Below are 25,318 nucleotides of genomic sequence, written 5' to 3' on the forward strand. Positions count from 1 at the left end.
GCGGTCGCGGCTCGCGCCGCTCCTACACGGGCTCCGGCCGGTTTCGTTTGCGGCGGTAGGAGCGACGCGAGTCGCGACCGCGGAGCCGCAACTGTGGCGGAGCGTTCGGCGTAGCCGCGTTGGCGCGGTCGCGGCTTGCGCCGCTCCTACAGGGGCTCCGGCCGGGGCGCGGCGACCGGCGCGGCGCCGTTACCGCGGCTGCACCGGCCGGTACTGCTTCTGGTCGCCGTAGGTCTTGCCCTTCTCGTCCACGTTCGCGCACAGGCGTCCGTCGCACAGGGTCACGTCGGCCTGGTTGTAGGCGCGCAGCAGTTCGGCGGAGATGCGGTTGTGGTCGATGTCGGCGCGGTACTGCCACAGCAGCCAGCCGCCGCCGAGCAACAGCAGCGCCACGCTGGCGAACGCGGCGCCGACCACTTTCCACACCAGGTGCTTGTGCAGTTCTTCCATCCGCTTGAGCTGCCCGGCCAGGGTCTGCGAACCGGCGTGCAGCAGGGTGCCGGCCTCCTTGAGCCGCTTCTCATAGGCGCCCACCGGTTCGGACAGGCCGCTCTCCAGCTTGCCCATCACCGCGCCGGGCAGGGTGCGCAGGCTGTCGTCGGCGGACTGGCGCAGCACCCCGGGCACCTGTTGGGCCAGGGCCTGCAGGTGCTCGGCGACGGTGCGCTGGTGGCGCTCGAGTTCCTCGCAGCGCCGTTCGAACTGCTCCATCAGCACCGCGGTCTTGCTGATCAGCGCCATCAATTCGTCTTGCTGCATCGTGTCCTCTTGGCGTTCGCCGCCGGTGCCGTGCCGGTGTGCGCCCGGCCGGCCCGTGCGCGGGCCGCGCGAGGGCGCGTGCGGCGGCGCGACCCGGAGGTTTTGCGGCTGCTGCACCCGCGCCCGCTTCGGCGCCGGATCGTGCCGGGGCTTGGCGGCCAGGGCGGCCGCAAGGGTGTCTGGAGCCTACGCCAGCGCCTCGACCCGGGGCAAACCCGGCCGCGCGGCGGCGCCGGTCACATCGAGGCCGCGGCCGGCGTCTAGGTCGTCAGTCATGGCAACCCCAGCGGCCCCCGGCTCATCTACTGCATTGAACCCGGACGCTGCGCCCCGCCGGCCCGCCCCCAGAACCGCACCGGGGCATGACCAAAGGGGGATATGACTTCCAGCACATATCAAACTCAGCCCAGGTGTTGTACTTTACCAACACACCGAAGCACTACAACTCCACGACAGCAGAAAGGACGACCCCATGAACGCCACCGCCACCGCCCGCACCGCCCCGACCGCCAAGACCCCGGCCACCCCCGCCCCGGTCCGCCACGTCCACCGCCAGCGCGACTTCGGCGTCGGCTACGGCAACTCCAGCGGCTACGCCAGCAACCGCAGCTACGCCAGCAACTGGGTCCAGCCGCGCTTCCGCTTCGCCTGATCGCCCACTCGGCGTCCATGGATCGCTCGTCCGCGGCCCTATCGGTTCTCTGGCCCGGATCGGCGCAGCAAGCGCTCCCGTTCCCCAACTCAGCGCGCGCCGATCCGGCCTTTTTTCCGGCCGATCGCACGATCCAGCCGCAACGCCCGCCCCCACCGTAGCGTTCGCCCCCGTTGTCCCCCGGCGCAAGCCGACACGTCCCGGCTGGTCCGGTCGCCGCCTCGCCGCTATCGTGAGCCGATGAGCGCATCCGACCCGACCAGCCCCGCGGCGCCCGCCGCCCCCGAAGCTCCCGCCGTCCGGCGGTTGTTCCGCGACACCGACAGCGTCGACGACCTCAACCGGCTCGCGCGCAACACCGCGATGGAGCCGCTCGGCATCGTCTTCACCGAGATCGGCCCCGACTACGTGCGCGGCACTATGCCGGTCGACGCGCGCACCCACCAGCCCTACGGCCTGCTCCACGGCGGCGCCTCGGCCCTGCTGGCCGAGACCCTGGGCAGCAGCGCGGCCAACCTGTGCTGCGCCAAGGGCAAGGTCTGCGTCGGCATCGAGATCAACGCCAACCACGTGCGCGGCGTGCGCAGCGGCACGGTCGTCGGCACCGCCCGGCCGATCCACGTCGGCGCCAGCACCCAGGTCTGGGACATCCGCATCGAGGACGAAGCCGGCCGCCTGGTCTGCGTCTCGCGGCTGACCCTGGCCGTGGTACCCAAGGTCTGAGCCGGCGAGTAGGCTAGGGTTCCGCGGAGCGCGCCGTTCGCGCCCGCCCCGCGCCCACCGCCGAGGCCCCGTGCGCCGACCCACCATCAAAGATGTCGCCGAACTCGCCCAGGTCTCGCTGAAGACCGTCTCGCGGGTCATCAACGACGAATCCGGCGTGCGCGCCCGCACCCGCGCGCGCGTGCACGAGGCGATCGCCGAACTCGAATACCGTCCCGACCCGTCCGCGCGCAGCCTGCGCAGCGCCCAGCCGTATGCGCTGGGCGTGGTCTACGACAACCCGAACCCGTACTACATCATCAGCGTGCAGAACGGCGTGCTGGCCGCCTGCCGCGAGACCGGCTACGGGCTGCAGATCCATCCCTGCGATTCGTCCTCGCCGTTGCTGGCCGCCGACCTGATCGACCTGGTCCAGGGCGCGCGCCTGGCCGGCCTGGTGCTGGCGCCGCCGATGTCCGAGCGCATGGAGCTGGTCAGCGAACTGCTCGCGCACGGGATCAAGCTGGTGCGCATCGTCTCGGCCGCCGAAGACCCGCGCGACGGCGCGCCGTGCGTGTGGGTCGACGACCGCGACGCCGCTTACGACATCACCGAACACCTGATCCAGCTCGGCCACCAGCGCATCGGCTTCCTGTGGGGCGGCAAGTCGCACCGCTCCAGCTGGGAGCGCTACAAGGGCTACGCGCAGGCGCTGGCCGACTACGGCATCGGCGAGGACGAAAACCTGGTGTTGCCGGGCGACTATTCCTTCGACGACGGCTTCCGCGGCGCGCGCCGCCTGTTCGCCCTGCCGGACCGGCCGACCGCGATCTTCGGCAGCAACGACGAAATCGCCGCCGGCGTGCTGGCGGCGGCGAAGTCCTCGGGCATGCACGTGCCCTACGACCTGTCGATCGCCGGGTTCGAGGACAGCCCGTTCTCCAAGCAGTCGTGGCCGACGCTGACCACCGCGCGGCAGGCGACCGAGGAGATCGCGCGGCATGCGGCGTATCGGCTGATCGCCGAGTTGCGGCGCGAGAGCGATACGCCGGCGGAAGCGCCGGCGAACGAGGGCTTCAGCCCGATCCTGGTGGTGCGCGGATCGACGGCGCCGCCGCGTCCGGCCGGCGGCGCCTGAGCGGTTTCCCGCTGTAGGAGCGACGCGAGTCGCGACCGCGACAACGCAACTGCGACGAACCTTTCGGCGTGACCGCATTGGCGCGGTCGCGGCTTGCGCCGCTCCTACAGGAACTCCAGCCGGTTTCACTGCCGGCTGTAGGAGCGACGCGAGTCGCGACCGCGGACGATCGCGGTCGCAACGACTCCGAACTCACTTCAACGCCGCCGCCTCGCGCGCCAGCGCCTCGACCTTGGCCCAATCGCCGGCCTTCACCGCCGCCGCCGGCGCCACCCACGAGCCGCCGACGCAAGGCACGTTCGCCAGCGCCAAATAATCGCGCGCATTGTTCGCGCCAATGCCGCCGGTCGCGCAAAACCGCAGCTCCGGCAGCGGCCCGCCCAGCGCCTTCAGCGCCGTCGCGCCGCCGATGGATTCGGCCGGGAAGAACTTGAGCTGGGTGTAGCCCTGCTCCAGCAGCGCCATCGCTTCCGACGCGGTGGCCGCGCCCGGCAGCCACGGCAGGTCGATCTCGCGCGCGGCGGCGATCAGGCCCGGCGAGCTGCCCGGCGACACCGCGAAGGTCGCGCCGGCCTTCAAGGCATCGACGAAGTCCTGCGGCCGACGCACGCTGCCGACGCCGACCGCGGCGCCTTCTACTTCCGCGGCGATCGCCCGCACCGCCTCCAGCGCCACCGGCGTGCGCAGCGTCACCTCGATCGCCGGCAAACCGCCGGCGACCAGCGCGCGCGCCAGCGGCACGGCGTGGGCGAGTTCGTCGATCACCAGCACCGGCACCACCGGCGCCAGCGCCAGCACCGCGCCGACGCGCTTTTGCAGATCCTGCATCGCAGTCATGAGTGGGTTCCTAATCGAAGGCGGGTCAGGCGCGCGCGGCGACTTCGTCGATGTGCTTGAGCAGGTCGGCCGGGTCTTCGTAGACGCGGAAGCCGCCGGCGCGTTCGAGTTCGTCCTGGCCGTAGCCGCCGGACAGCAGGCCGACGCCGAGCGCGCGGGCGCGGCGCGCGGCGAGCAGGTCCCAGATGCTGTCGCCGACCACGACCGAATGCTCGATGTCGGCGCCGAGCTTGTCGGCGGCGGCGAGGAACAGGTCGGGGTCGGGCTTGGCGTAGCGGACCATGTCGCGGGTGATCACCACGTTGCGCTCGGGATCGACGCCGAGCGCGACCAGGTTGTGGCGCGCGGTTTCCATCCGGCCGCTGGTGGCGATGGCCCAGGGAATCCCGTTCTCGGTCAGATACGCGAGCAGTTCGACCGCGCCCGGCAGCGGCCGGATCTGGGTCGCCTGCGCGGCGTAGGCCTGCGCGTGCAGCGTGTGCAGGCGCTCGACCCGCTCGGGGGTGATGTCGATTCCAGTCTCGCGCAGCAGGATGTTGGTGAACAAGCCGCCGCTCATGCCGATCTTGCGATGGATGCGCCACACCGACAGCGGAATGCCGTCGGCGTCGAGCGCCTGTTTCCAGGCCAGCACGTGCTGGTAGACGCTGTCGACCAGGGTGCCGTCGAGGTCGAACAGGAAGGTGGTGCGGATGGGGGCGGGCATGTCGCGCTCCGAAGTCGCGGGATGGGCCAACGGGGAACTTAGTTATCGTCATTCCCGCAAAGGCAGGAATCCAAAGACTTCAGAGCGATGTCGCTGTGAAGCCCGGGGTTCCCGCTCTCGCGGGAACGACGGTTGTTGCTGGCGCGGATGCTCTCTGTCGACTCGAGAAATTCCGAGAATCCGCATTCTTTCCTATCGTCATCCCCGCGAAAGCGGGGATCCAGAGACTTCAGAGTCGAGTCGCGGTGAAGCCCTGGGTTCCCGCGTTCGCGGGAACGACGGTGGAGGCGGCGCGAGGCATCGAAGAACTCGACACCCACGCCGCCAGCGCAATCACAACGGCACCGGCCCGAACACGCCCGCGCCCTGGTCGGCCGGCGCGGCCGCGTCGCGGAACGCGGCGAACAGTTCGCGGCCGAAGCCGACGTGGTGCGAAGACAGATCGGCCGTCGCGTTCTCGCGCGCCGCCCAGTCCGCCGGTTCGACCACGCTCAAGGTTCCGGCGACCGCATCCACGCGCAGCACGTCGCCGTCGCGCAGCTTGGCCAGCGGGCCGCCGACCATCGCCTCGGGGGTGACGTGGATCGCCGCCGGCACTTGGCCCGACGCGCCGGACATGCGGCCGTCGGTCACCAGCGCCACGCGGTGGCCGCGCTTCTGCAACACCGTCAGCGTCGGCGTCAGCTGGTGCAGTTCCGGCATGCCGTTGGCGCGCGGGCCCTGGAAGCGCACGACCACGATCACATCGCGATCCAGTTCGCCGCGCTCGAACGCCTGCTTCACTTCGTATTGCTCGGTGAACACGCGGCACGGCGCTTCGACCACCCAACGGTCTTCCGGCACCGCCGAGACCTTGATCGCGGCGATGCCGAGGTTGCCGGTCAGCACGCGCAAGCCGCCGTCGGCGCGGAACGGCTCGGCCACCGGGCGCAGCACCGCGGTGTCGCAGCTGGTCGGCGTCGACGGCACGTACTGCACCTCGCCGTCCTCGCCCAGGCGCGCCTCGACGCGGTAGCGATCCAGGCCATGGCCGGCGACGGTCTCCACATCGCCGTGCAGCAGGCCGTGATCGAGCAGTTCGCCGATCAGGAACGCCAAGCCGCCGGCGGCGTGGAAGTGGTTCACGTCGGCGCTGCCGTTGGGATACACCCGCGCCAGCAGCGGCACCGCCGAGGACAGCGCGTCGAAGTCCTCCAGCCGCAGCTCGATGCCGGCCGCGGCGGCCATCGCCACCAGGTGCAGCAGATGATTGGTGGAACCGCCGGTGACGTGCAGGCCGATCACGCCGTTGACGATGGCGCGCTCGTCGACGATGCGGCCGATCGGGCGGTAATCGTCGCCGAGCGCGGTGATCTGCGCGGCGCGGCGCGCGGCCAGCGCGGTCAGCGCGTCGCGCAGCGGAGTGTTGGGATGGACGAAGCTGGAGCCCGGCAGGTGCAGGCCCATCATCTCCATCAGCATCTGGTTGGAGTTGGCGGTGCCGTAGAAGGTGCAGGTGCCGGGGCCGTGATAGCTGCGCGCCTCGGCTTCGAGCAGTTCGTCGCGGCTGGCCTCGCCGGTGGCGTAGCGCTGGCGCACGCGCGATTTTTCGTCGTTGGGCAGGCCCGAGGTCATCGGCCCGGCCGGCACGAAGATGCCGGGCAGATGGCCGAAGTGCAACGCGCCGATCAGCAGGCCGGGCACGATCTTGTCGCACACGCCCAGGTACAGCCCGGCGTCGAACATGTCGTGCGACAGCGCGATCGCGGTCGACATCGCGATCACGTCGCGCGAGAACAGCGACAACTCCATGCCTTCGCGGCCCTGGGTCACGCCGTCGCACATCGCCGGCACGGCGCCTGCGACCTGCGCGGTCGCGCCGGCATCGCGCGCGGCGGCCTTGAGCAGGTCGGGGTAGCGCTCCAGCGGCTGGTGCGCGGACAGCATGTCGTTGAACGAGGTGACGATGCCGAGGTTCGGCGCCGCGCCGCTGCGCAACGCCTGCTTGTCGCCGACGTTGCAGGCGGCGAAGCCGTGGGCGAGATTGCCGCAGGACAAGCGCCGCCGGTGCGGGCCGCTGCCGCTGGCCGCGTCGATGCGGGCCAGGTAGGCGGTGCGGCGCGCGCGGCTGCGTTCGACGATGCGTTGCGTGACTTGCGCGACGACAGGATGCAGTTGGGTATTCACGTGGACCTTGGTCGATGCGGGGCGCCGGCATCGGCGCCTGGCCGGTGACTCGAAAAACGAAGCTCCCCGAAAAAGGGAGAGAGGGGGGATTTGCTCTTCCTACACCTTCGTAAGAAGCAACGGCAAAAGCAAATCCCCCCGCGTCCGCGGAGCGGACGCCGCCCCCGGCGAAGGGGGCGACAGCAAAAGCCTTAACTGGGAGGGGAGGGAGTCAGGGCTTGGCTGTCTGCGGAACCCAAACGAACGCGGGCTCCAAGTATGCGGATCAAGGACTCCAGTACAGGGTCGGCGGATTCGGCGCGCCGGCGAGCGCGGCGCGGATCGGCAGGGTCGAACGCGGGTCGCGCTGCGCGGCCTCGAGCACCGCGCGCTTGTTCTCGCCTTCGATATGCAAGTACACCGCCGGCGCGGTGAAGATCGCGCTCAGCGTCAAGGTCATGCGCGGCTCGGGCATGGCCGCGGTGCGCACCGACATCACCGGCGCACGACCGCGCGGCTGCAGGCCGATCTCGCGCAGCGCCGGATTGTCGTGGCCGAGGTCCGGGAACAGCGAGGCGGTGTGGCCGTCGTCGCCCATGCCCAGCACCGCCACGTCCAGCGGCAGGCCTTCGTTGGCGATCTTGGTCAGCACCGGCATCAGCGCCATTTCCGGCGTGTCCACCGGGCGGTACAGCGGCAGGAAGCGCGCCGCCGCGGCGTTGTGCTGGAACAGGTTTTCGCGCAACAGGCGTTCGTTGGAACGCGGATGCTCGGCCGGCACCCAGCGCTCGTCGATCGGCAGCACGGTGACCCGCGCCCAATCCAGCGTTTGCTGCGACAGCTGCTGGAAAAAGCGCTTGGGCGTGTTGCCGCCGGACAGCGCGATGCTGGCTTCGCCGTGGCGCGCGAGCGCGGCGCGCAGGTCGGCGGCGACTTGCCGCGCCAGCGCCAACGCCAGCTGTTCGCCGTCGTCGAACGATTTTTCGTGCAAGGGCAGCGGCAAGGGTTCGATCACGGTCAGTCGCTCAGCTTGCATCTTCATGCCAGGTCCTCCCATCGCGTTCGATCAGCGCCACCGCGGCGCTCGGTCCCCAGCTGCCGGCGGTGTACGGTCGCGGCGCCTCGGCGCTCGCAGCCCAGGCCGCGCGGATCGGGTCGATCCATTTCCACGCCGCGTCGACTTCGTCGCGGCGCATGAACAACATCGGGTTGCCGCGCACCACGTCCATCAACAAACGCTCGTACGCATCGGCCTGGCGCCCGCCGAACGCGGCGGCGAAGCTCATGTCCAGCGGCACGTGGCGCAGGCGCAGGCCGCCGGGGCCGGGCACCTTGTTCATCAGCCACAGCTTCACGCCCTCGTCGGGCTGCAGCCGCAGCACCAGCTTGTTCGGTTGCAGGCGGCTGGACGGGTCCTGTTCGGTCAGGCCTTCGAAGATCGAATGCGGCACCTGGCGGAACGTCACCACGATTTCCGACACGCGCTCGGCCAGGCGCTTGCCGGTGCGCAGATAGAACGGCACCCCGGCCCAACGCCAGTTCTTCACTTCGGCCTTGAGCGCGACGAAGGTTTCGGTGAGCGATTGCGCGCCCAGTTCCTGCGCGTAGCCCGGCACCGCGCGGCCTTCGACCGCGCCGGCCTTGTACTGGCCGCGCACGGTGAACGCGGCGGCGTTGCCGTTCTCGATCGGGCGCAGCGCGCGCAGCACCTTGAGTTTTTCGTCGCGGATCGCGTCGGCGGCCAGCGACGAGGGCGGCTCCATCGCCACCAGGCACAGCAGCTGCAACAGATGGTTCTGGACCATGTCGCGCAGCGCGCCGGACTTGTCGTAGTACGGCGCGCGCGATTCCACGCCGACGGTCTCGGCCACGGTGATCTGCACATGGTCGATGTGCTCGGCCTTCCACAGCGGCTCGAACAGCGCGTTGCTGAAGCGCAGCGCGGTCAGGTTCTGCACCGTCTCCTTGCCGAGGTAATGGTCGATGCGGAAGATCTGGGTTTCGTTGAACACCCGCGCCAGCGCGTCGTTGATCGCCTCGGCGCTGGTGCCGTCCTTGCCGAGCGGCTTTTCCACCACCACGCGGGTCTTGGGGTTGACCAGCCCGTGCGACTGCAGGCGGTCGGACACCACCCCGAACAGGTCCGGACCGACCGCGAGGTAGAACACCCGCACCCGCTCGGCGTCGTCGAATTCGGCGGCGAATTCGGGCCAGCCGCTGTCCGAACTCAGGTCCAGGCGGCGGTACGACAGCAGCGCCAGGAAGCCGTCGAGCACCTCGGTCTGCTGCGCCTGCTCGCCGGCGAACTGGATCAGCGCCTCGCGGATCTTGCCGCGGTAGGCCTCGTCGCTGCGCTCGTCGCGGGCGATGCCGACGATGCGCGCGGCGGCGACGATCTGGCCGTCGGCGTAGCGGTGGAACAGGGCCGGCAGCAGCTTGCGCAGGGCCAGGTCGCCGGTGCCGCCGAAGATCACCAGATCGAACGGGGCCAGCGGCGCCAGATGCGGGGGTTGCGAGGTGGAAGGCACGGAATAGACGCTCATGGACGGTCCGGCGGGGTCTCGACTGGTCTCGGTGAAACCATACCAGCAAAGATACCAGTAAGATACCACCTGTGCAAAGACACCCTAAATCAATGGGTTAAACAGGTTTAGCACGGCTTTGTTGCCGGCAATGGTCTGCCACTGGTATCTTTTCCCGTATGCAGGACTATCTGCAAAGCGAATTCCTCCGCCAGTCCGACGCGCGCCGCGCGCCGGCGTATCAACACCTGCGCCGCACCCTCCAGCACGCGATCGAGAACGGCGAGCTGACCGCCGGCCAGGCCCTGCCCGGCGAGCGCGAGCTCGGCAAGCTGCTCGACCTGTCGCGGGTCACCGTGCGCAAGGCCATCGCCGGCCTGGTCGGCGACGGCCTGCTGGTGCAGCGCCAGGGCGCCGGCACCTTCGTCGCCGAGCGCATCGTCAAGTCGTTCTCGCGCCTGACCAGCTTCACCGACGACCTGCGCGCGCGCGGGCTCGACCCGCGCTCGACCTTCCTCGAACGCGGCCTCGGCGAGGTCACGCCGGAAGAAGCGATGGCGTTGAACCTGTCGCCGGGGGCGGCGGTGGTCCGGTATTACCGCCTGCGCACTGCCGACGGCGTGGCGCTCGCGCTCGAGCGGACCGTGGTGCCTGCATCGGTGCTTACGACCCCAGACATGGTCGAGAACTCGCTCTACGAAGCCTTCGCCAAGCTCGGCATCCGCCCCGCCCGCGCGCTGCAGCGCTTGCGCGCGATCGCCTTCGACGCCGAGCAGGCGCGGCTGATGAACCTGCCCGAAGGCGCGCCCGGATTGTTCATCGAACGCCGCACCTTCCTCGACGACGGTCGCGTCGTCGAGTTCACCCGATCCTTCTACCGCGGCGACGCCTACGACTTCGTCGCCGAACTCCAGAGCGAACCCAACCCGTGAGCGCCGACACTTTGCTGGACCCCAGCAGTACCCGCATGTACGCCGAAGCGCAGGAAGCCGGCGACGCGGTCGCCCGCCAGTTCGCCGCCAACGCCGACATCGTCGACGAACTGGCCGAACGCCTGCGCGCGCAGCCGCCGCGCTTCATCGTCACCTGCGCGCGCGGCAGCTCGGATCACGCCGCGACTTACGGCAAATACTTGTTCGAGACGCAGCTTGGGTTGGTCACCGCCTCGGCCTCGCCGTCGGTGGGCTCGGTCTATGCGGTCAAGCCGCAGCTGCAGGACTCGCTGTTCGTCGCGGTCTCGCAGTCGGGCAAGAGCCCCGACCTGGTGCGCAACGCCGAGATCGCCAAGAGCGCCGGCGCGCACGTGCTGGCCCTGGTCAACGTCGCCGACTCGCCGCTGGCGCAGATCGCCGACACCGTGCTGCCGCTGCACGCCGGCCCGGAAAAGAGCGTCGCCGCGACCAAGAGCTACCTGTGCTCGCTCGCCGCGATGCTGCAGCTGACCGCGCGCTGGAGCAGCGACGCCAAGCTGTTCGACGCCGTGCACGCCTTGCCCGAGGCGCTGCGCCAGGCGTTCGCCCAGGACTGGTCGCCGCTGGTCGAGGGCCTCAAGGACGCGCACAACCTGTTCGTGATCGGCCGCGGCCTCGGCCTCGGCGCGGCCCAGGAAGCGGCGCTGAAGTTCAAGGAAACCTGCGGCCTGCACGCCGAGGCCTTCAGCAGCGCGGAAGTGAAGCACGGCCCGATGGCGATCGTCGGCCCGGGCTTCCCGGTGCTGGCCTTCGCCCAGGACGACGGCACCGGCGACGGCACCGTGACGGTGGCGCGCGAGTTCCGCCAGCGCGGCGCGCCGGTGTGGCTGGCCGCGCCGGGCATCCACGGCGGCGATGCGCTGCCGCTGGCGCGCTCGCTGCATCCGGCGATGACCCCGCTGCTGACCGTGGCCAGCTTCTACAAGGCGGCCAACGCGCTGTCGGTCGCGCGCGGGCTGAACCCGGACGTGCCGCCGCATCTCAACAAAGTCACCGAGACCGTCTGAGGCCATGACCGCCACCGCCTTCGTCAACGGCCGCGTGCTCAGCGAGCGCGGCTTCGAGTCCGACCTCAGCGTGATCGTCGAGGACGGCTACATCGTCGCCGTCCTGCCCGGCCCGGCGCCGGCCGGCGCGCAGGCGGTGGATCTGCAAGGCCGCTATCTGGCCCCCGGTTTCATCGACACCCAGGTCAACGGCGGCGGCGACGTGCTGTTCAACGACGTGCCGACGGTCGACGGGCTGCGCACCATCGCCCAGGCGCACCGCCGGTTCGGCACCACCGGGATGATGCCGACGCTGATCAGCGACGACGTCGAGGTGATGCTGCGCGCGATCGGCGCGGTGCGCGAGGCCATCGCCGCGGGCGTGCCCGGCATCCTCGGCATCCACCTGGAAGGCCCGTACCTGGCGCCGGCGCGCAAGGGCGTGCACAACCCGGACAAGTTCCACACCCCGAGCGCGGACGAGCTGGACCGCATCGCCTCGCTCGACAACGGCAAGACCCTTCTGACCCTGGCGCCGGAGCGCTTCGACGACGCCACCCTGCGCGCGCTGGCCGCGCGCGGCGTGCTGCTCAGCGCCGGCCACACCGCCGCCGACTACGACCGCTTGCGCGCGGCCTTCGCCAACGGCGTCAGCGGCGTCACCCACCTGTTCAACGCGATGACCCCGCTCGGCAGCCGCGAGCCCGGCGGCGTCGGCGCCTGCCTCGACGATCCCAACGCCTGGTGCGGGGTGATCGTCGACGGCGAGCACGTGCACGACGCCTCGCTGCGCGTGGCCATCGCGGCCAAGCCGCGCGGCAAGATCATGCTGGTCACCGATGCGATGCCGCCGGTCGGCGGCGCCCACGAAGACTTCGTGCTGTACGGCGAGACCATGACCTGCCGCGACGGCAAGTGCACCACCGCCAGCGGCACCCTGGCCGGCTCGGCGCTGGACATGGCGAGCGCGGTGCGCAACACCGTGCAGCGCCTGGGCCTGCCGCTGGACGAGGCCTGCCGCATGGCCTCGACCTACCCGGCGCAGTTCCTCGGCCTGGGCGAGCGGCTCGGCAAGATTCTGCCGGGCTACCGCGCCGACCTGGTCGCGCTGGACGACGCGCTGACCGTGCAAGACAGCTGGATCGGCGGCGCGCGCTGAGTCCGGCCGCGGCGGCGCTCGCCGCCGCGGCATCGCGGCACATCCGAGCCTTCCGCACCGCGCCTGCGCGGTGGCGTGCCGCACCGCGCAGGCACAGCGCTTCGCGCAACGCCTGCGCGGACCGGCGCCGCGCGCACGCATAAGCCGCCTGGCGCATGCGGATTGCACGCACGCGCCGTGATCGATTACAAATCGACACGCGATCGCGGAAAGCTGCGCGGCTGAAACACAGCGAGTGCGCTTTTTTCCGCGGGTTTTCGCCGCCGCGCCTGAACGCGCATTTAGCTGCGACACCACCGACGCATCGCCGACGTGCGTGCCGACCGCATCCGATGCATGCGCGCCTTCGCGCTTACGTTTTCGCTAACGCGCAACGGCTTGCGACGGCCTAGCGTTCGCCGCTTCGTCCCGGCGCGCCGTTGCCCGCATGTCCACCTCCGTTCCCGATGCACCGCTCGCCCCCGATGCGCCGCTGCATGCCCGCCTCGCCGCCGTCCGCCGCGCGCCCACCCGCCGGCACCGGATCGCCAACCTGCTGTTGGCCACCGCCGCCGCCACCGTCCTGTTCCTGCTCGACGACCGCCTGCAGCAATGGCTCGGCGGCGCCGGCAACGATGCGCGCCTGCGCCCGGACTGGATCGCCGCGCTGGCGGTGCTGAGCGCCGCGCTGTGGCTCGGCGGCAGCCGCTGGGCGGCGAACGCGGTGCTGGGGCTGTTCGCGCTGATCCAGCTATGCCAGCTCTCGCACATCGCCGCGATCGGGCGGCCGCTGACGCCGCTGGACGTGGCGATGATCCCGCGCGAGGTGTCCGACATCCTGCGTTCGGCCCGCGCCGAAGCCGGCGCGCGATGGCCGACCCTGCTGGCCGGCGGCCTGCCGTACGCCTTGTTGTTCGCGCTCTACAACCTCGGCCTGGCGCGGCTGCCGCTGCCGCGCGTGCGCTGGGCGCTGCTGGCGGTCGCGCTGCTGCTGGCCTCGCAGCCGTACAAGGCCGCGCATCAAGGCATGGTCCGGTTCATGCCGCAGCAGGGCCATAGCTCGCTGTTCAACGCGATGCGCGCCTTCAGCTACTACGCGGTCAACCTGATCGGCGTGCAGGTCAGCCGCGACGCGCCGGCGCATCCGGCCTACCGCATCGTCGCCGCGCCGACCCCGGCGCCGCCGCAGGCGATCTGGCTGGTGATCTTCGACTCGACCCGGCTCGACCGCTGGCAGGTCGCCGGCTATCCGCGCGAGACCACGCCGAACCTGTCCAGCTGGGTGCGCAGCGGCGATGCGCGCTGGCACCGCGGCATCGCCGGCGCGGCCGCCACCCGCGCCTCGCTGGCGCTGTTGCTCAACGGCGTGCGCGAGCCCGGCCATCTGCAGCAACTGCAATCGCACCAAAGCAATCTGTTCCGCCTGGCCAAACGCGCCGGCTACCGCACCTATTGGCTGAGCACCCAGTACGGCGGCGACCTGCTCGAACGCATCGACGCGGCCAGCATCGACACCGCGCGCTCGCGCGAGGACGCGGCCGTCGCGGTCGCGGCGCGCGGCGACGAGGCGATCTTCGACCAGCTCGACGCGGCCGCGCCGGCGCCCGGCGAGCGCCGGCTGATGGTGTTGCTGCTGCGCACCGCGCACCTGCCGTTCGAGGACGCCTACCGCCGCCTGCCGCCGCGCTACCGGCGCTGGCCCGACACCGTCGCCGCCGGCGCCGCCGATGCGCGGCAGGCGCGCCGCAACGCCTACGACAACGCCATCGCCTACCAGGACGAATTGATCGCGCGGCTGTACCGGCGTTTCGAGGCGATGAACGAGCAAGGCCTGTTCGTTGTCACCTCCGACCACGGCCAGATGCTCGGCGAAGACGGCGTGTGGGGACACAACGTGCTGACCCCGCAGGTCGCGCAGGTGCCGATGCTGGTGCGCGCGCGCGGCGAGGGCCAACGGCCGCTGGCCGGCAACGGCGACTGGCTCGCCCATCACCAACTGCATCTGGCCCTGGCCGCGCGGCTGGGCTATCGCATCGACAATCCCGGCGCGGTGCCGGGCCTGTATTACCTGCAAGGCTCGGACGTGTACGGCGACAACCTCTACCGCGAGGCGCGCGCCGCCGGCGCTACGCTGGAACTGGGCGCGCCGATCGGACTGGGCCGTCCGCGGCACTAACGCCGCGGATCGATGCTGGCGGCCTCAGTCGCCGAAACTGACACCGCGGCAGTCGCGGCGCGCGCGGCCTTCGCGCTTGCCGCGCTCGTCCGCGCCGGCCTCGCGCATCTGCTTGATCGAATGCGCGCAGCGGGTGCGCTGGTTCTCGCTGTCCTGGCGGGTGCGCTGCGCATCGCCCTCGCCCCAGCGCACCAGCGGCTGCGGCGATTGCAGGTCGAAGCCGGGGTCGCCCGGCTCGGCCAGGCGCACGGTGGCCGGGCTTTGCCGGTAAAGCTCGTCCTGCGGCCGCTGCGCGCCCGGCGGCGCGGGCGTTTGCGGCACGTGCGGCTTCAGCGCCGGCGGCGCGAGCTTGGGCGCGGGAATGGCAGCGGACTTGGCCGCGGGCGCCTGGGCGAAGGCCGGCGCCGACAACAACAGCGCGAGCGCTGCGGCGAGGGGAAGACGGAGCATGTACGCGGTCCTGGTGTCGCCGGATCGTCGCCGGCCTTGCGACTGTAGCGGCATCGGCGGCGCGCGTGCAGACCCGCAAGCGCCGGGCGCGGCGCGCGCCGCATCGCGACGAAGACGGCTTGCAAGGTCTGCTCGCGCGCCGAACGACCGAGCCGCCGGCGCTCGCCCGCATCGCGCGGGGCGACCGCACCACGCCGCTGCCGTCATGAGCGCGCAAGCGCGGCGTTGCGCTTCACGCCATCGCCGGCGCGCGCGGATGGCCGCAGGCCGCGCACAGCGTCGCCTGCGGCGTACGCAGCGGCTTGCCGCAACGCGCGCAAGGCGGTCCGTAGCGCGATGCCTGGTGATGCCAGATCGCCTCGAAACTGGTTTCGCGATAACCGGTCAAGCGCTCGTAGAAATCGAAGGCGTCCTGCGCCGCCACCTTCATCGCTTCGTGCGGGCCGACGCGGTGCTGGCGGCAATGGCGCTTGATCCGCGACCAGGCTTCGCTCAGCACCGGTCCCATGCGCGCCCATTCGTCGTCGTCGAGCATCGGCAGCACCTTGTCGCAGCGCCAGCAATACAGCTCTCTGGCCATGCCGTCCCTCCCCCGCCGGGTCGCGCCCGCTTCCTGAATGCGATAACGGTATACGCATTCAGTGTAGCCACCCGCAGACGCACAAACGGCACGTCCCGCCCGTCTGGCGGCCCGATTGCGCACACAGGCTATAATTCCGAGTCTTTGCTCGGCTCCCGGCGCGCCACACCGGACCGCACGGACGCCCGCCGCACCGCCCCCGCCAGCCCACCCGCGGCATCGCCGCGAGAGCCCGCCCATGACCAGCACCGCAGAACTCAGCTCGCCGTCCTCGGCGAACACGGAACTCACCAACTCCGTGCTCGATCCGGACTACACCCTCGAGCACAAGTACACCCGCCAGGAAGGCCGCATCTATCTGTCCGGCGTGCAAGCGCTGGTGCGCCTGCCGCTGATGCAGCGCCTGCGCGACCAGGCCGCGGGGCTCAACACCGCCGGCTTCATCTCCGGCTACCGCGGCTCGCCGCTGGGCGGCTTCGACCTGGAGCTGTGGCGCGCGCGCAAGCACCTGGAAGCGGCGGGCGTGAAGTTCACCCCCGGCCTCAACGAAGACCTCGGCGCGACCATGGTCTGGGGCACCCAGCAGACCAACCTGTTCCCCGGCGCCAAGGTCGAAGGCGTGTACGGCATGTGGTACGGCAAGGGCCCCGGCGTGGACCGCACCGGCGACGTGTTCAAGCACGCCAATGCCGCCGGCACCAGCCGCCACGGCGGCGTGCTGGCGCTGGCCGCCGACGACCACGCCTGCCGCTCCTCGACCCTGCCGCACGGCTCGGAAGGCGAGTTCACCAGCGCGATGATGCCGATCCTCAACCCGGCCGGCGTGCAGGACATCCTCGACATGGGCCTGATCGGCTGGGCGATGTCGCGTTACACCGGGCGCTGGGTCGGCTTCAAGACCATCGCCGAGACCGTGGAGTCCTCCGCCTCGGTCGACGTGAACCCGCTGGCGCTGCAGATCGTCTCGCCCGACGACTTCGTCGTGCCGCCGGGCGGCCTCAACATCCGCTGGCCCGACCCGCCGATGGACCAGGAGATGCGCCTGCACCAGTACGCGGTCAAGGCCGCGCAGGCGTTCGCGCGCGCCAACCGGATCGACCGCATCGTGGTCGATTCGCCGAACCCGCGCCTGGGCATCATCACCACCGGCAAGAGCTACCTCGACGTCCTGCAGGCGCTGGAATACCTGGGCCTGGACGCGCGCGCCTGCGCGGACCTGGGCATCCGCGTGTACAAGGTCGGCATGACCTGGCCGCTGGAGCCGGTCGGCCTGCGCGCGTTCGCGCGCGGCCTCGACGACATCCTGGTGGTCGAGGAAAAGCACGCCTTCATCGAAAGCCAGATGAAGGAATCGATGTACAACTGGGACGGCGAGCGCCGCCCGTCGATCGTCGGCAAGTACGACGAGAACGGCGAGTGGATCCTGCCGTCCACCGGCGAGTTGACCCCGGCGCGCATCGCCGGGGTGATCGCGCGCCGCATCCAGCGCTTCCACAACTCCGAACAGATGGAGAACGTGCTGCGCTGGATGGAAGAGAAGGAAAGCGAGCTGGCGCTGCCGCGCGCCGCGTTCCCGCGCGTGCCGCATTACTGCTCGGGCTGCCCGCACAACACCTCGACCGTGGTGCCGGAAGGCTCGCGCGCGCTCGGCGGCATCGGTTGCCATTACATGGTCACCTGGATGGACCGCGACACCAACACCTTCACCCAGATGGGCGGCGAAGGCGTGACCTGGTGCGGGCAGTCGGCGTTCACCGAGACCGAGCACGTGTTCCAGAACCTCGGCGACGGCACCTACTTCCACTCGGGTTCGCTGGCGATCCGCCAGTCGGTCGCCGCCGGCGTCAACATCACCTACAAGATCCTCTACAACGACGCGGTGGCGATGACCGGCGGCCAGCCGGTCGACGGCACCCTGTCGGTGCCGCAGATCGCGCACCAGGTCCGCTCCGAAGGCGTGCACACCATCGTGCTGCTGTCGGACGACATCGCCAAGTGGAACAAGCGCGAGCTGTTCCCCAGCGACGTCGAGTTCCACGACCGCAAGGAACTCGACGCGGTGCAAAAGCGCCTGCGCGAGACCAAGGGCGTCAGCGTGCTGATCTTCGACCAGACCTGCGCGACCGAGAAGCGCCGCCGGCGCAAGCGCGGCAAGATGGTCGATCCGCAGAAGCGGGTGATGGTCAACACCCTGGTCTGCGAAGGCTGCGGCGACTGCGGCAAGAAGTCGTTCTGCGTGTCGGTGCTGCCGAAGGAGACCGAGTTCGGACGCAAGCGCGAGATCGACCAGTCCAACTGCAACAAGGACTATTCCTGCGTCAACGGTTTTTGCCCGAGCTTCGTCACTGTCGAAGGCGGCGGGCTGAAGAAGAAGAAGGGTTCCTCGGCCAAGGATCGCTTGAACGACCTGCCGCTGCCGCAGCTGCCGGCGCTCGACCAGCCCTGGAACATCCTCATCACCGGCGTCGGCGGCACCGGCGTGGTCACCATCGGCGCGCTGCTCGGCATGGCCGGCCACCTGGAAGGCAAGGGCGCCAGCGTGCTCGACCAGACCGGCCTGGCCCAGAAGGGCGGCGCGGTGACCACCCACATCCGCATCGCCAAGACCCCCGACGACATCCACGCCGTGCGCATCGCCGCCGGCGAGGCCGACCTGGTGCTGGGCTGCGACATGGTCGTGGTCAACGATTACTGGGCGCTGTCGAAGATCCGCGCCGGCCGCAGCCAGGTGGTGCTCAACAGCTACGAGGCGATGCCGGGCACCTTCACCACCCGCCCGGACATGCAGTTCCCGGCCACCGACATCGTCGCTGCGATCAAGCTCGCGCTCGGCGAGCAGGACCCGCATCTGGTCGATGCGACCCAGCTCGCCACCGCCCTGCTCGGCGACGCCATCGCCGCCAACCTGTTCATCCTCGGCTACGCCTGGCAGCGCGCGCTGGTGCCGATCAGCTTCGACGCGCTGATGCGTGCGATCGAGCTCAACGGCGCGGCGATCGAGATGAACAAGACCGCGTTCGCCTGGGGCCGCCTCGCCGCGATCGACCCGCGCGCCGTGGCCGAGGCCGCCGGCGTGACCCGCAAGGTGCCGACCGCGGCCGAAGCCACCCCGCACGACCTGCCGCACCTCAAGCCCGGCGAGTGGGAAGGCAGCGAGTGGGGCGCGACCTCGGCGCCGCGCGCGACCCGCAACGAAGACGAACTGCGCCACCTGCCGGCCGGCGCCAAGGCCGACGGCGACAACATCGCCTTCCTGCCGCTGGACGACCTGCGCCTGTCGCGCTCGCTCGACGAACTGGTCGCGCGCCGCGTCACGTTCCTCACCGACTACCAGGACGCCGCCTACGCCAGGCGCTATTCCGACTTCGTCGACAAGGTGCGCGAGGCGGAGCAGAAGAAAGCGCCGGGCTCGACCGACCTGGCCGAGGCGGTGGCGCGCTACTTCTTCAAGCTCATGGCCTACAAGGACGAGTACGAAGTCGCGCGCCTGTACACCAGCGGCGAGTTCAAGCGCCGCCTGGAGCAGCAGTTCGACGGCGACTACAAACTCAAGTTCCACCTCGCCCCGCCGCTGCTGGCCAAGAAGGACGCGCAAGGCCGCCTGATCAAGCAGGAATTCGGCCCCTGGGTGTTCACCGCGTTCAAGTGGATGGCGAAGCTGCGCACGCTGCGCGGCGGCGCCTTCGACATCTTCGGCTACACCGAGGAGCGCAAGATGGAACGGCGCCTGATCGGCGAGTACGAGCAGACCGTCGGCGGCCTGCTCGACAAGCTCGACGGCGGCAACGTCGACCTGGCCGCGGAGATCGCCAGCATTCCCGAGCACATCCGCGGCTACGGCCACGTCAAGGAAGACCACCTGCACAAGGCCAAGGCGCGCGAGGCGGAGCTGTTGAAGGAATTCGCCAACCCGCTGCGGATCGTGCAGGCGGCGTAACTTCTCGACTTGACAGAATTGACCAAACGGACCAATGCTGGCGCCGCATCTGCGGCGCCAGCATTGGTCGAGATTGACTTGACAAAATAATCTAACTCTGCTAGGGTGCGGATCCGCACCCTAGCAGAGAAATATCAATTCAGGTATCTATTCAATCAACTTCAATTGAAACCACCTAATCCCTTGATCTATAGCAATTTTTAAGTTGAACTATCTATTCATAGATAGATTCAAACTTTGCTATGAACGTGCATTCGACCAAGTTGGAAACGCTGCTACGGTCCGGCCCCAAGACCGCCGCCGAACTCGCTGCTGCCGCAGGTATCAGCCAACCAACTGTTTCCCGTGCACTTGCCGATCTGGGTACCAAGCTCGTTCGCATCGGTCGTGCCCGGGCAACGCGCTACGCATTAGCCCGCCCCATTGGACGCGCAGACCATGCTTGGCCACTGCATCGGATTACCCACAACGGGCAACCCGATCTGTTGGGCACCCTGCTTTCACTGCATGGAGGCTGGCTATTGCAAGCCAGTCGGCCACTGCCCTTGTATCAGCACGGTGAGTTCGCCGAAGGCCTGTATCCGGATCTGCCCTGGTTTTTGGACGATTTGCGTCCCCAAGGCTATCTCGGCCGCGCTTTCGTCCGTCGCCACGCCACCGATTTGAACGCACCCGCCGATTTGAATCGGTGGCAAGCCGAAGATGTCGTAACCGCGCTATTACGCCAGGGAGCCGATCTGCCCGGCGACTTGGTTCTGGGCGACCTGGCGCTAGAGGCGGCATTGCTCGATGCGTTGTTCGATAGCCCCGATAAGCTCATCCCTGCGGATCTTCGCGAATTCGACTATCCCGCACTGGCCGAACAAGCCGAGGCTGGCGATGCCGTGGGTTCTTCCGCAGGCGGAGAGCAACCCAAGTTCACCGCGGTACTGGAGACCACTTCACGAGAACGCCAGTGCGTGATCGTCAAGTTCGCACGCCATAACCCCGAGAACGCCGCTGCGCGGCGTTGGGTGAACCTGCTGGGCTGCGAGCACTTGGCTAATAAGGTGTTGCGCGAGCATGGACTCGAAACCGCGACCACCCGCATCATCGACCACGCTGGCTGGCGCTTTCTGGAATCTACGAGATTCGACCGCACCGCGCAGCACGGCCGCCGCGGATTAGTTTCGTTACGCGCATTGGACGCCGCTTATGCCGGGAACGATCCCGGCGACTGGCTGGCCTCGGCAGACTCGCTGCTGAATCAAGGCATCCTCGGCACCGACGATGCGGAAAACATCCGAAAGCTGCACCTGTTCGGCCGCTTCATCGGCAACACCGACATGCACTCGGGCAATTTGAGCTTCCTGGTCGATCCCGATCGCCTGCAGGTGCGCCTGGCGCCGGTCTACGACATGTTGCCCATGCATTATCGACCGAGCGCAGGCGGCGAGATCCACGAGCGCCCGCTGACGCCACCGATGGCACTGGGCGACGTACAACGTTGGCGTTGGGCCGCAGATGCCGCGAGCGATTTTTGGAATGCCGTCGCCGGCGACGACCGAATCGGTCCGGCGTTTCGCGCGATCGCCCGCCAGAACCTGCAACGAATCGGATCGGGGCAGGCTCGGTTCGGCTGAAGACGCTTCTCTCGTTCCCGCTACGCAGGCGACATTCGCCCCTCCGGCGAAATCTCAGATCGCCTGCAACGCCTGCCGCACCACCTGCGCGCTGGCGTCGTCGCCCGCGCTGACCATCGCGTAGTTGTAGCCGCCGCGCGACCAGTACTGCGCCAGCAAGCCGCCGTCGCGGCGGTCGCCGCGCGGCAGCATGTGCCGGCGCGGGCCGGGCGGGCGGATGTAGAAGCTGATCGCCTCGCCGCCCGCGTCCTGGTACACCACCAGCGCCGCGGCGCCCTGGTCGGTGGCGAGCAGGCGCGCGCCGACCGGGCGGTAGCCGGCGGCGCTGAGGTCGGGCAGGCGCATGGGTCGGCGGAAGTTAGCGTCCAGCCACGGCTGGACCGCGCCGGCGGCGCTGTCGGCGCGCAGTTCCGCGTGCGCGGCGAACAGCCGGTGCGCGGCGATGGCGTCGGCCATCGGCGCGTTCGCGAGCATCGCCGGCGCCGCGGGGCGGCTCCACTCGCGCGCCTGCCAGCCGCCGATCCCGCCGACGCCCAGGCTCAGCAGCACCGCCGCGGCGACCGCGTAGCGCGCGCTGCGGCGACGGGCGAGGCCGGCGCGCAGGCGCGCGGGGTCCAGCGCCGGCTCCGGCGCCGGGGCGGTGCCGGCGAGCGCGGCGCGCAGTTGCTGCGCGTCGCGCTGCCAGGCCTGCAGTTCGGCCAGCCGTTCGGGCCGCTGCGCCAGCCAGGCCTCGACCTCGGCGCGCCGCGCCGGGTCCAGGCGGCCGTCGATGTAGGCGTGCAGGTCGTGTTCGTCGGGGACGTGGCTCATACGGGTCTCGCAAGCGAAAGCGAAGGACGCAGCGCGCGGATCATTTCAGCAGCCTCAGCGGCGCGGGCGCGGTCTCGCCGTCGCTGAGCCGCCGCAGCGCCTGGCGCGCGCGCGACAGGCGCGACATCACCGTGCCGATGGGAACCTCGAGGATGGCGGCCACTTCCTGGTAGCTCAAGCCTTCCACCGACACCCACAGCAACAGGCTGCGCTGCTCCACCGGCAACCGCTGCAGCGCTTCCAGGGCCGAGCGCGCGAGCACCTCGCGCTCGGCCGAGGGCTGGCTGTCCGGCGCGCCCAGGCCGATCCGCGCGAGCAGGCCGGCATAGCGCTGGGCGCGGCGCTGGCCGTCGAGGAACTGGCGGTAGAGGATCGAGAACAGCCACGGCCGCAGCGCCGCTTCGTCGCGGCGCTGGCCCCAACCGGCGATGGCGCGCTCCAGCGCGCTCTGCACCAGGTCGTCGGCGGCGTGGGGGTCGCGCGCCAGCCAGCGCGCGAAGCGCCGCAGCGAGGGCAGCTGTTCGCGCAGGGCCTGGTCGAGTTCGTGCGGGGACATGGGCGCGGGGCCGGGTCGGTTTCGGGTGGGTTCGTCGGTAGGACGCCGCCGCGCCGAGTTTATTCCCGACCCCGTGTCCGGCCCGCGCAGGGAATAAGCCGCGGCGGCACGCGTCGTACCGGTATCGCAGCCACGCCCAAGGCCATGAACGAGCCCACCGCCCCGCCCCGACCGCCCTTCCCACTCGCCCGCTGGGCCCTGATCGCGCTCGCGGTCGGCGGCCTCGCCGGCGCCTTCGCCTATGTCGCCGGCTACCTCGACCCGCAGCGGCTGACGCCGACGCGCCTGGTCGACCAGCTGCAGGCCAACGGCGGCGCGCACCCCGGCTACCGCCGCAACCACGCCAAGGGCGTGTGCGTGATCGGCCGCTTCGACAGCAGCGGCGCGGCCGCGGCGTACTCGCGCGCGGCCTTGTTCGCCGCCGGCGCGAGCACCCCGTTGGTCGGCCGCTTCGCCCTGCCCGGCGGCAATCCCTACGCGCCCGACGGCGGCGTGCCGATCCGCAGCCTCGCGCTGCGCCTGACCCAGCCCGACGGCCAGCAATGGCGCACCGGCATGAACAACATGCCGGTGTTCCCGGTGGCCACGCCGCAGGCCTTCTTCGAACAGCTGCGCGCGACCGCGCCCGACCCGGCCACCGGCAAGCCCGACCCGGCCAAACAGAAGGCGTTCTTCCAGGCGCACCCGGAAACCGCCGCGTTCCTGGCCTGGGTCAAGCAGCAAAAGCCGTCGGCCAGCTACGCCACCGAGGCCTATTACGGCCTCAACGCGTTCTACTTCGTCGGCGCCGACGGCGCGCGCCACGCGGTGCGCTGGCGGGTCGAACCCGACAACGGCGCGGCCGCCGCGCCGCTGGGCGCGCAGGACGTGGATACGCTCGCCGGCGAACTCGAACGCCGGCTCGCGCAGGGCCCGCTGCGCTGGCGGCTGTGGGCGACCCTGGCCGCGCCCGGCGACCCGGTCGACGACGCGACCCGGCCCTGGCCGGCGCAACGCGCGCAGATCGATGCCGGCAGTTTCGTGATCGAACGCGCGCAGGACCAGGACAGCGGCGAGTGCCGCGACATCAACTACGACCCGCTGGTGCTGCCCGACGGCATCGTCGCCTCGGCCGACCCGCTGCTGCCGGCGCGTTCGGCCGCCTACGCCGAGTCCTACCGCCGCCGCACCTACGAAGAGGCCCGCGCTGGCGGCCGTCCGCCGCAGGAGGCCGCGCGATGAACCGCGAAACCGAAACGACGATGTTCTGGTGGCCGGCGCGGGTCCTGCACTGGCTGATGGCGGCGATGATCCTGGCGATGCTGTTCGTCGGCGCGGGCCTGGTCGCCAGCGTGTCGCAGCGCCACGCCTGGCTGCTGGCGCTGCACAAGCCGCTGGGCATCGCGATCTTGCTGCTGGCGCTGCTGCGGCTGGCGCTGCGGCTGTGGCGCCGGCCGCCGCCGCTGCCGCGCGAGCTCGGCCCGGCACTGCGCCTGGCCGCGCACGCTTCGCACTGGCTGCTGTATGCGTTGATGCTGGCGATGCCGCTGATCGGCTGGGCGATGCTGTCGGCCGGCGGCTATCCGGTCGAACTCGGCACCGGCCTGCGCCTGCCGCCGATCGCGCCGTTCGACCCGAGCTGGTTCGCCGCCCTGCGCTGGCTGCACCGGAGCCTGGCGTATGCCTTGTTCGCGCTGGTGCTGGCGCACCTGGGCGCGGCGCTGTACCACGGGTTGATCCGCCGCGACGGGGTGTTGCGCAGCATGACGTGGCGCCAGCGCGCGCCCGTGGCGACGCAGGATGCGCCGGACTGATCGCCGTATCCGCAGCCCCGGTAGGAGCGGCGCGAGCCGCGACCGCGACACGACGCCTACGACGCGATCGGCCGCCCCGCGGTCGCGTCTCGCGTCGCTCCTACATGAGGAGAACCGGACACTGCAGCGACTGTGGGAGGGACTTCAGTCCCGATGCTTTGCGTTCGGATCGCCGCGCCGCACAGTCAACGCCGCGCCCGCGGAAACTCCGCCCGCCCCAGCGCATACGGCAACAAGCGCGCGATGTTGCGCGCATCGTCGATGCCGCGATGGTGGGTGCCGGCGAATTCCAGCCGCACCCGCGCCACCGCGCCGTCGAGGCCGAACTTGCGCCCGGAGCCTTCGCGTTGCGCGAACAGGCGCTTGATGTTGTGGTGCGGCGCGCCGACCGGGTCGGACACGCGGTGGAAGCCGCAGTCCTGTTGCAGCTGATTGCGGTCGTAGTCGCCCCACGAGCCCCAGGCTAGGTCGGCGTAGCCGCCGCGCCAGGCCTTGAGCGCGGCGGCGGCTTCGGCGAAGCCCGGCGCGGCGTCGACGTCGGCCTGGGCGATGCTGGTGAGCCCGGTGCAGGACGCGGTCAGTCGCGGATGCCGCACCGGCCGCACGAAGCGCTGGAATTCGCCGACCACGGCCAGCGAGGCGGTGTCGACCATGACCGCGCCGATCTCGATGATTTCCATCTGCTGGCGCGGGACCGAGCCGTCGTCGGCGCAGGTGGCTTCGAAGTCGATCAGCAGGTAGTGCCGGGGTTGCCTTTCTATGGATTCGTTCATGACGCGGTAGTGTCTCGCGGCCGCTACGCGGGGGCGAGGCCGTCGGTCGGTCGCTGGGCGGTTGC

23 protein-coding genes are annotated in these 25,318 nt (G+C 70.2%); 12 read left to right on the top strand and 11 right to left on the bottom strand.

Going from position 1 to position 25,318, the window contains the following annotated elements:
* Nucleotides 1–189: 189 nt before the first annotated feature.
* Nucleotides 190–759: a relaxation protein gene (locus BLV01_RS13635; RefSeq protein ID WP_091800541.1), complete on the bottom strand. Its 570-nt coding sequence runs from the start codon at nucleotides 757–759 to the stop codon at nucleotides 190–192.
* A 472-nt stretch (nucleotides 760–1,231) separates the two neighbouring features.
* On the opposite strand from BLV01_RS13635, the gene BLV01_RS13640 reads away from it, so the two are divergent.
* The 3 genes from BLV01_RS13640 (at nucleotide 1,232) to BLV01_RS13650 (ending at nucleotide 3,251) form a co-directional block, all read left to right on the top strand.
* Nucleotides 1,232–1,411 (top strand): hypothetical protein, encoded by a 180-nt coding sequence (locus tag BLV01_RS13640; RefSeq protein WP_091800365.1) that lies wholly within the window; start codon nucleotides 1,232–1,234, stop codon nucleotides 1,409–1,411.
* Nucleotides 1,412–1,651: 240 nt separating this feature from the next.
* A complete protein-coding gene (locus BLV01_RS13645; RefSeq protein WP_091800369.1) occupies nucleotides 1,652–2,134 on the top strand; it encodes a hotdog fold thioesterase in 483 nt (160 codons plus the stop codon).
* 70 nt (nucleotides 2,135–2,204) lie between these two features.
* The gene (locus tag BLV01_RS13650) at nucleotides 2,205–3,251 is read left to right on the top strand and encodes a LacI family DNA-binding transcriptional regulator (protein ID WP_091800372.1); all 1,047 of its coding nucleotides are present in this window, start codon (nucleotides 2,205–2,207) and stop codon (nucleotides 3,249–3,251) included.
* Between the two features lie 192 nt (nucleotides 3,252–3,443).
* On the opposite strand, the gene eda is transcribed toward BLV01_RS13650, so the two are convergent.
* The 5 genes from eda to zwf all read right to left on the bottom strand — a co-directional run bounded on the left by eda (nucleotide 3,444) and on the right by zwf (nucleotide 9,482).
* Complete coding sequence (gene eda / locus BLV01_RS13655) at nucleotides 3,444–4,088, bottom strand: bifunctional 4-hydroxy-2-oxoglutarate aldolase/2-dehydro-3-deoxy-phosphogluconate aldolase (protein WP_091800374.1); 645 nt, start codon at nucleotides 4,086–4,088, stop codon at nucleotides 3,444–3,446.
* 25 nt (nucleotides 4,089–4,113) lie between these two features.
* On the bottom strand, nucleotides 4,114–4,794 hold the full coding sequence (locus BLV01_RS13660) for an HAD family hydrolase (RefSeq protein ID WP_091800377.1): 681 nt from the start codon (nucleotides 4,792–4,794) through the stop codon (nucleotides 4,114–4,116).
* Nucleotides 4,795–5,127: 333 nt separating this feature from the next.
* Nucleotides 5,128–6,960: a phosphogluconate dehydratase gene (gene edd, locus BLV01_RS13665; protein WP_091800380.1), complete on the bottom strand. Its 1,833-nt coding sequence runs from the start codon at nucleotides 6,958–6,960 to the stop codon at nucleotides 5,128–5,130.
* 265 nt (nucleotides 6,961–7,225) lie between these two features.
* Complete coding sequence (gene pgl / locus BLV01_RS13670; RefSeq protein WP_254782642.1) at nucleotides 7,226–7,981, bottom strand: 6-phosphogluconolactonase; 756 nt, start codon at nucleotides 7,979–7,981, stop codon at nucleotides 7,226–7,228.
* Entirely contained in the window at nucleotides 7,965–9,482 is a 1,518-nt protein-coding gene (gene zwf / locus BLV01_RS13675; protein ID WP_091800386.1) for a glucose-6-phosphate dehydrogenase, read from the bottom strand. The genes pgl and zwf overlap by 17 nt, the downstream gene beginning before the upstream one ends.
* 158 nt (nucleotides 9,483–9,640) lie before the next feature.
* Here zwf and BLV01_RS13680 point away from each other — a divergent pair, with 158 nt between their 5' ends.
* From BLV01_RS13680 to BLV01_RS13695, 4 genes are all read left to right on the top strand, one after another.
* Complete coding sequence (locus BLV01_RS13680; RefSeq protein WP_091800389.1) at nucleotides 9,641–10,393, top strand: GntR family transcriptional regulator; 753 nt, start codon at nucleotides 9,641–9,643, stop codon at nucleotides 10,391–10,393.
* A 35-nt stretch (nucleotides 10,394–10,428) separates the two neighbouring features.
* A complete protein-coding gene (locus tag BLV01_RS13685) occupies nucleotides 10,429–11,439 on the top strand; it encodes an SIS domain-containing protein (RefSeq protein ID WP_091800392.1) in 1,011 nt (336 codons plus the stop codon).
* Between the two features lie 4 nt (nucleotides 11,440–11,443).
* Nucleotides 11,444–12,577 carry an N-acetylglucosamine-6-phosphate deacetylase gene (nagA, locus tag BLV01_RS13690; protein ID WP_091800395.1) on the top strand — a complete coding sequence of 378 codons (1,134 nt, stop codon included), beginning with the start codon at nucleotides 11,444–11,446 and terminating at the stop codon, nucleotides 12,575–12,577.
* Between the two features lie 427 nt (nucleotides 12,578–13,004).
* Complete coding sequence (locus tag BLV01_RS13695; protein ID WP_091800399.1) at nucleotides 13,005–14,732, top strand: sulfatase-like hydrolase/transferase; 1,728 nt, start codon at nucleotides 13,005–13,007, stop codon at nucleotides 14,730–14,732.
* 24 nt (nucleotides 14,733–14,756) lie between these two features.
* On the opposite strand, the gene BLV01_RS13700 is transcribed toward BLV01_RS13695, so the two are convergent.
* Nucleotides 14,757–15,182: a hypothetical protein gene (locus BLV01_RS13700; RefSeq protein WP_139178684.1), complete on the bottom strand. Its 426-nt coding sequence runs from the start codon at nucleotides 15,180–15,182 to the stop codon at nucleotides 14,757–14,759.
* A 65-nt stretch (nucleotides 15,183–15,247) separates the two neighbouring features.
* Here BLV01_RS13700 and BLV01_RS26290 point away from each other — a divergent pair, with 65 nt between their 5' ends.
* Nucleotides 15,248–15,391 carry a hypothetical protein gene (locus tag BLV01_RS26290; RefSeq protein ID WP_175485936.1) on the top strand — a complete coding sequence of 48 codons (144 nt, stop codon included), beginning with the start codon at nucleotides 15,248–15,250 and terminating at the stop codon, nucleotides 15,389–15,391.
* A 23-nt stretch (nucleotides 15,392–15,414) separates the two neighbouring features.
* On the opposite strand, the gene BLV01_RS13705 is transcribed toward BLV01_RS26290, so the two are convergent.
* Nucleotides 15,415–15,762, bottom strand: coding sequence for a hypothetical protein (locus BLV01_RS13705; RefSeq protein ID WP_091800405.1), 348 nt, complete (start codon nucleotides 15,760–15,762; stop codon nucleotides 15,415–15,417).
* Nucleotides 15,763–16,000: 238 nt separating this feature from the next.
* Between BLV01_RS13705 and BLV01_RS13710 the strand changes: the two genes are divergently transcribed.
* The gene (locus tag BLV01_RS13710) at nucleotides 16,001–19,699 is read left to right on the top strand and encodes an indolepyruvate ferredoxin oxidoreductase family protein (RefSeq protein WP_091800408.1); all 3,699 of its coding nucleotides are present in this window, start codon (nucleotides 16,001–16,003) and stop codon (nucleotides 19,697–19,699) included.
* A gap of 242 nt (nucleotides 19,700–19,941) precedes the next feature.
* Nucleotides 19,942–21,321, top strand: coding sequence for a type II toxin-antitoxin system HipA family toxin YjjJ (gene yjjJ, locus BLV01_RS13715; RefSeq protein WP_091800411.1), 1,380 nt, complete (start codon nucleotides 19,942–19,944; stop codon nucleotides 21,319–21,321).
* A 54-nt stretch (nucleotides 21,322–21,375) separates the two neighbouring features.
* Here the strand turns inward: yjjJ and BLV01_RS13720 are convergent, their stop codons facing one another.
* Nucleotides 21,376–22,131 carry an anti-sigma factor family protein gene (locus BLV01_RS13720; protein WP_091800414.1) on the bottom strand — a complete coding sequence of 252 codons (756 nt, stop codon included), beginning with the start codon at nucleotides 22,129–22,131 and terminating at the stop codon, nucleotides 21,376–21,378.
* A 40-nt stretch (nucleotides 22,132–22,171) separates the two neighbouring features.
* Nucleotides 22,172–22,687, bottom strand: a complete 516-nt coding sequence (locus tag BLV01_RS13725) for an RNA polymerase sigma factor (protein ID WP_091800417.1) — start codon at nucleotides 22,685–22,687, stop codon at nucleotides 22,172–22,174.
* A gap of 144 nt (nucleotides 22,688–22,831) precedes the next feature.
* Between BLV01_RS13725 and BLV01_RS13730 the strand changes: the two genes are divergently transcribed.
* Entirely contained in the window at nucleotides 22,832–23,908 is a 1,077-nt protein-coding gene (locus BLV01_RS13730) for a catalase family peroxidase (RefSeq protein ID WP_091800420.1), read from the top strand.
* A complete protein-coding gene (locus BLV01_RS13735) occupies nucleotides 23,905–24,480 on the top strand; it encodes a cytochrome b (protein ID WP_091800423.1) in 576 nt (191 codons plus the stop codon). The genes BLV01_RS13730 and BLV01_RS13735 overlap by 4 nt, the downstream gene beginning before the upstream one ends.
* Before the next feature lie 185 nt (nucleotides 24,481–24,665).
* On the opposite strand, the gene BLV01_RS13740 is transcribed toward BLV01_RS13735, so the two are convergent.
* Entirely contained in the window at nucleotides 24,666–25,253 is a 588-nt protein-coding gene (locus BLV01_RS13740) for a 3'-5' exonuclease (protein WP_091800426.1), read from the bottom strand.
* Between the last annotated feature and the right edge of the window lie 65 nt (nucleotides 25,254–25,318).

Origin of the sequence: Lysobacter sp. yr284 (genome assembly GCF_900107375.1) — a bacterium.
Lineage (GTDB): Bacteria > Pseudomonadota > Gammaproteobacteria > Xanthomonadales > Xanthomonadaceae > Lysobacter.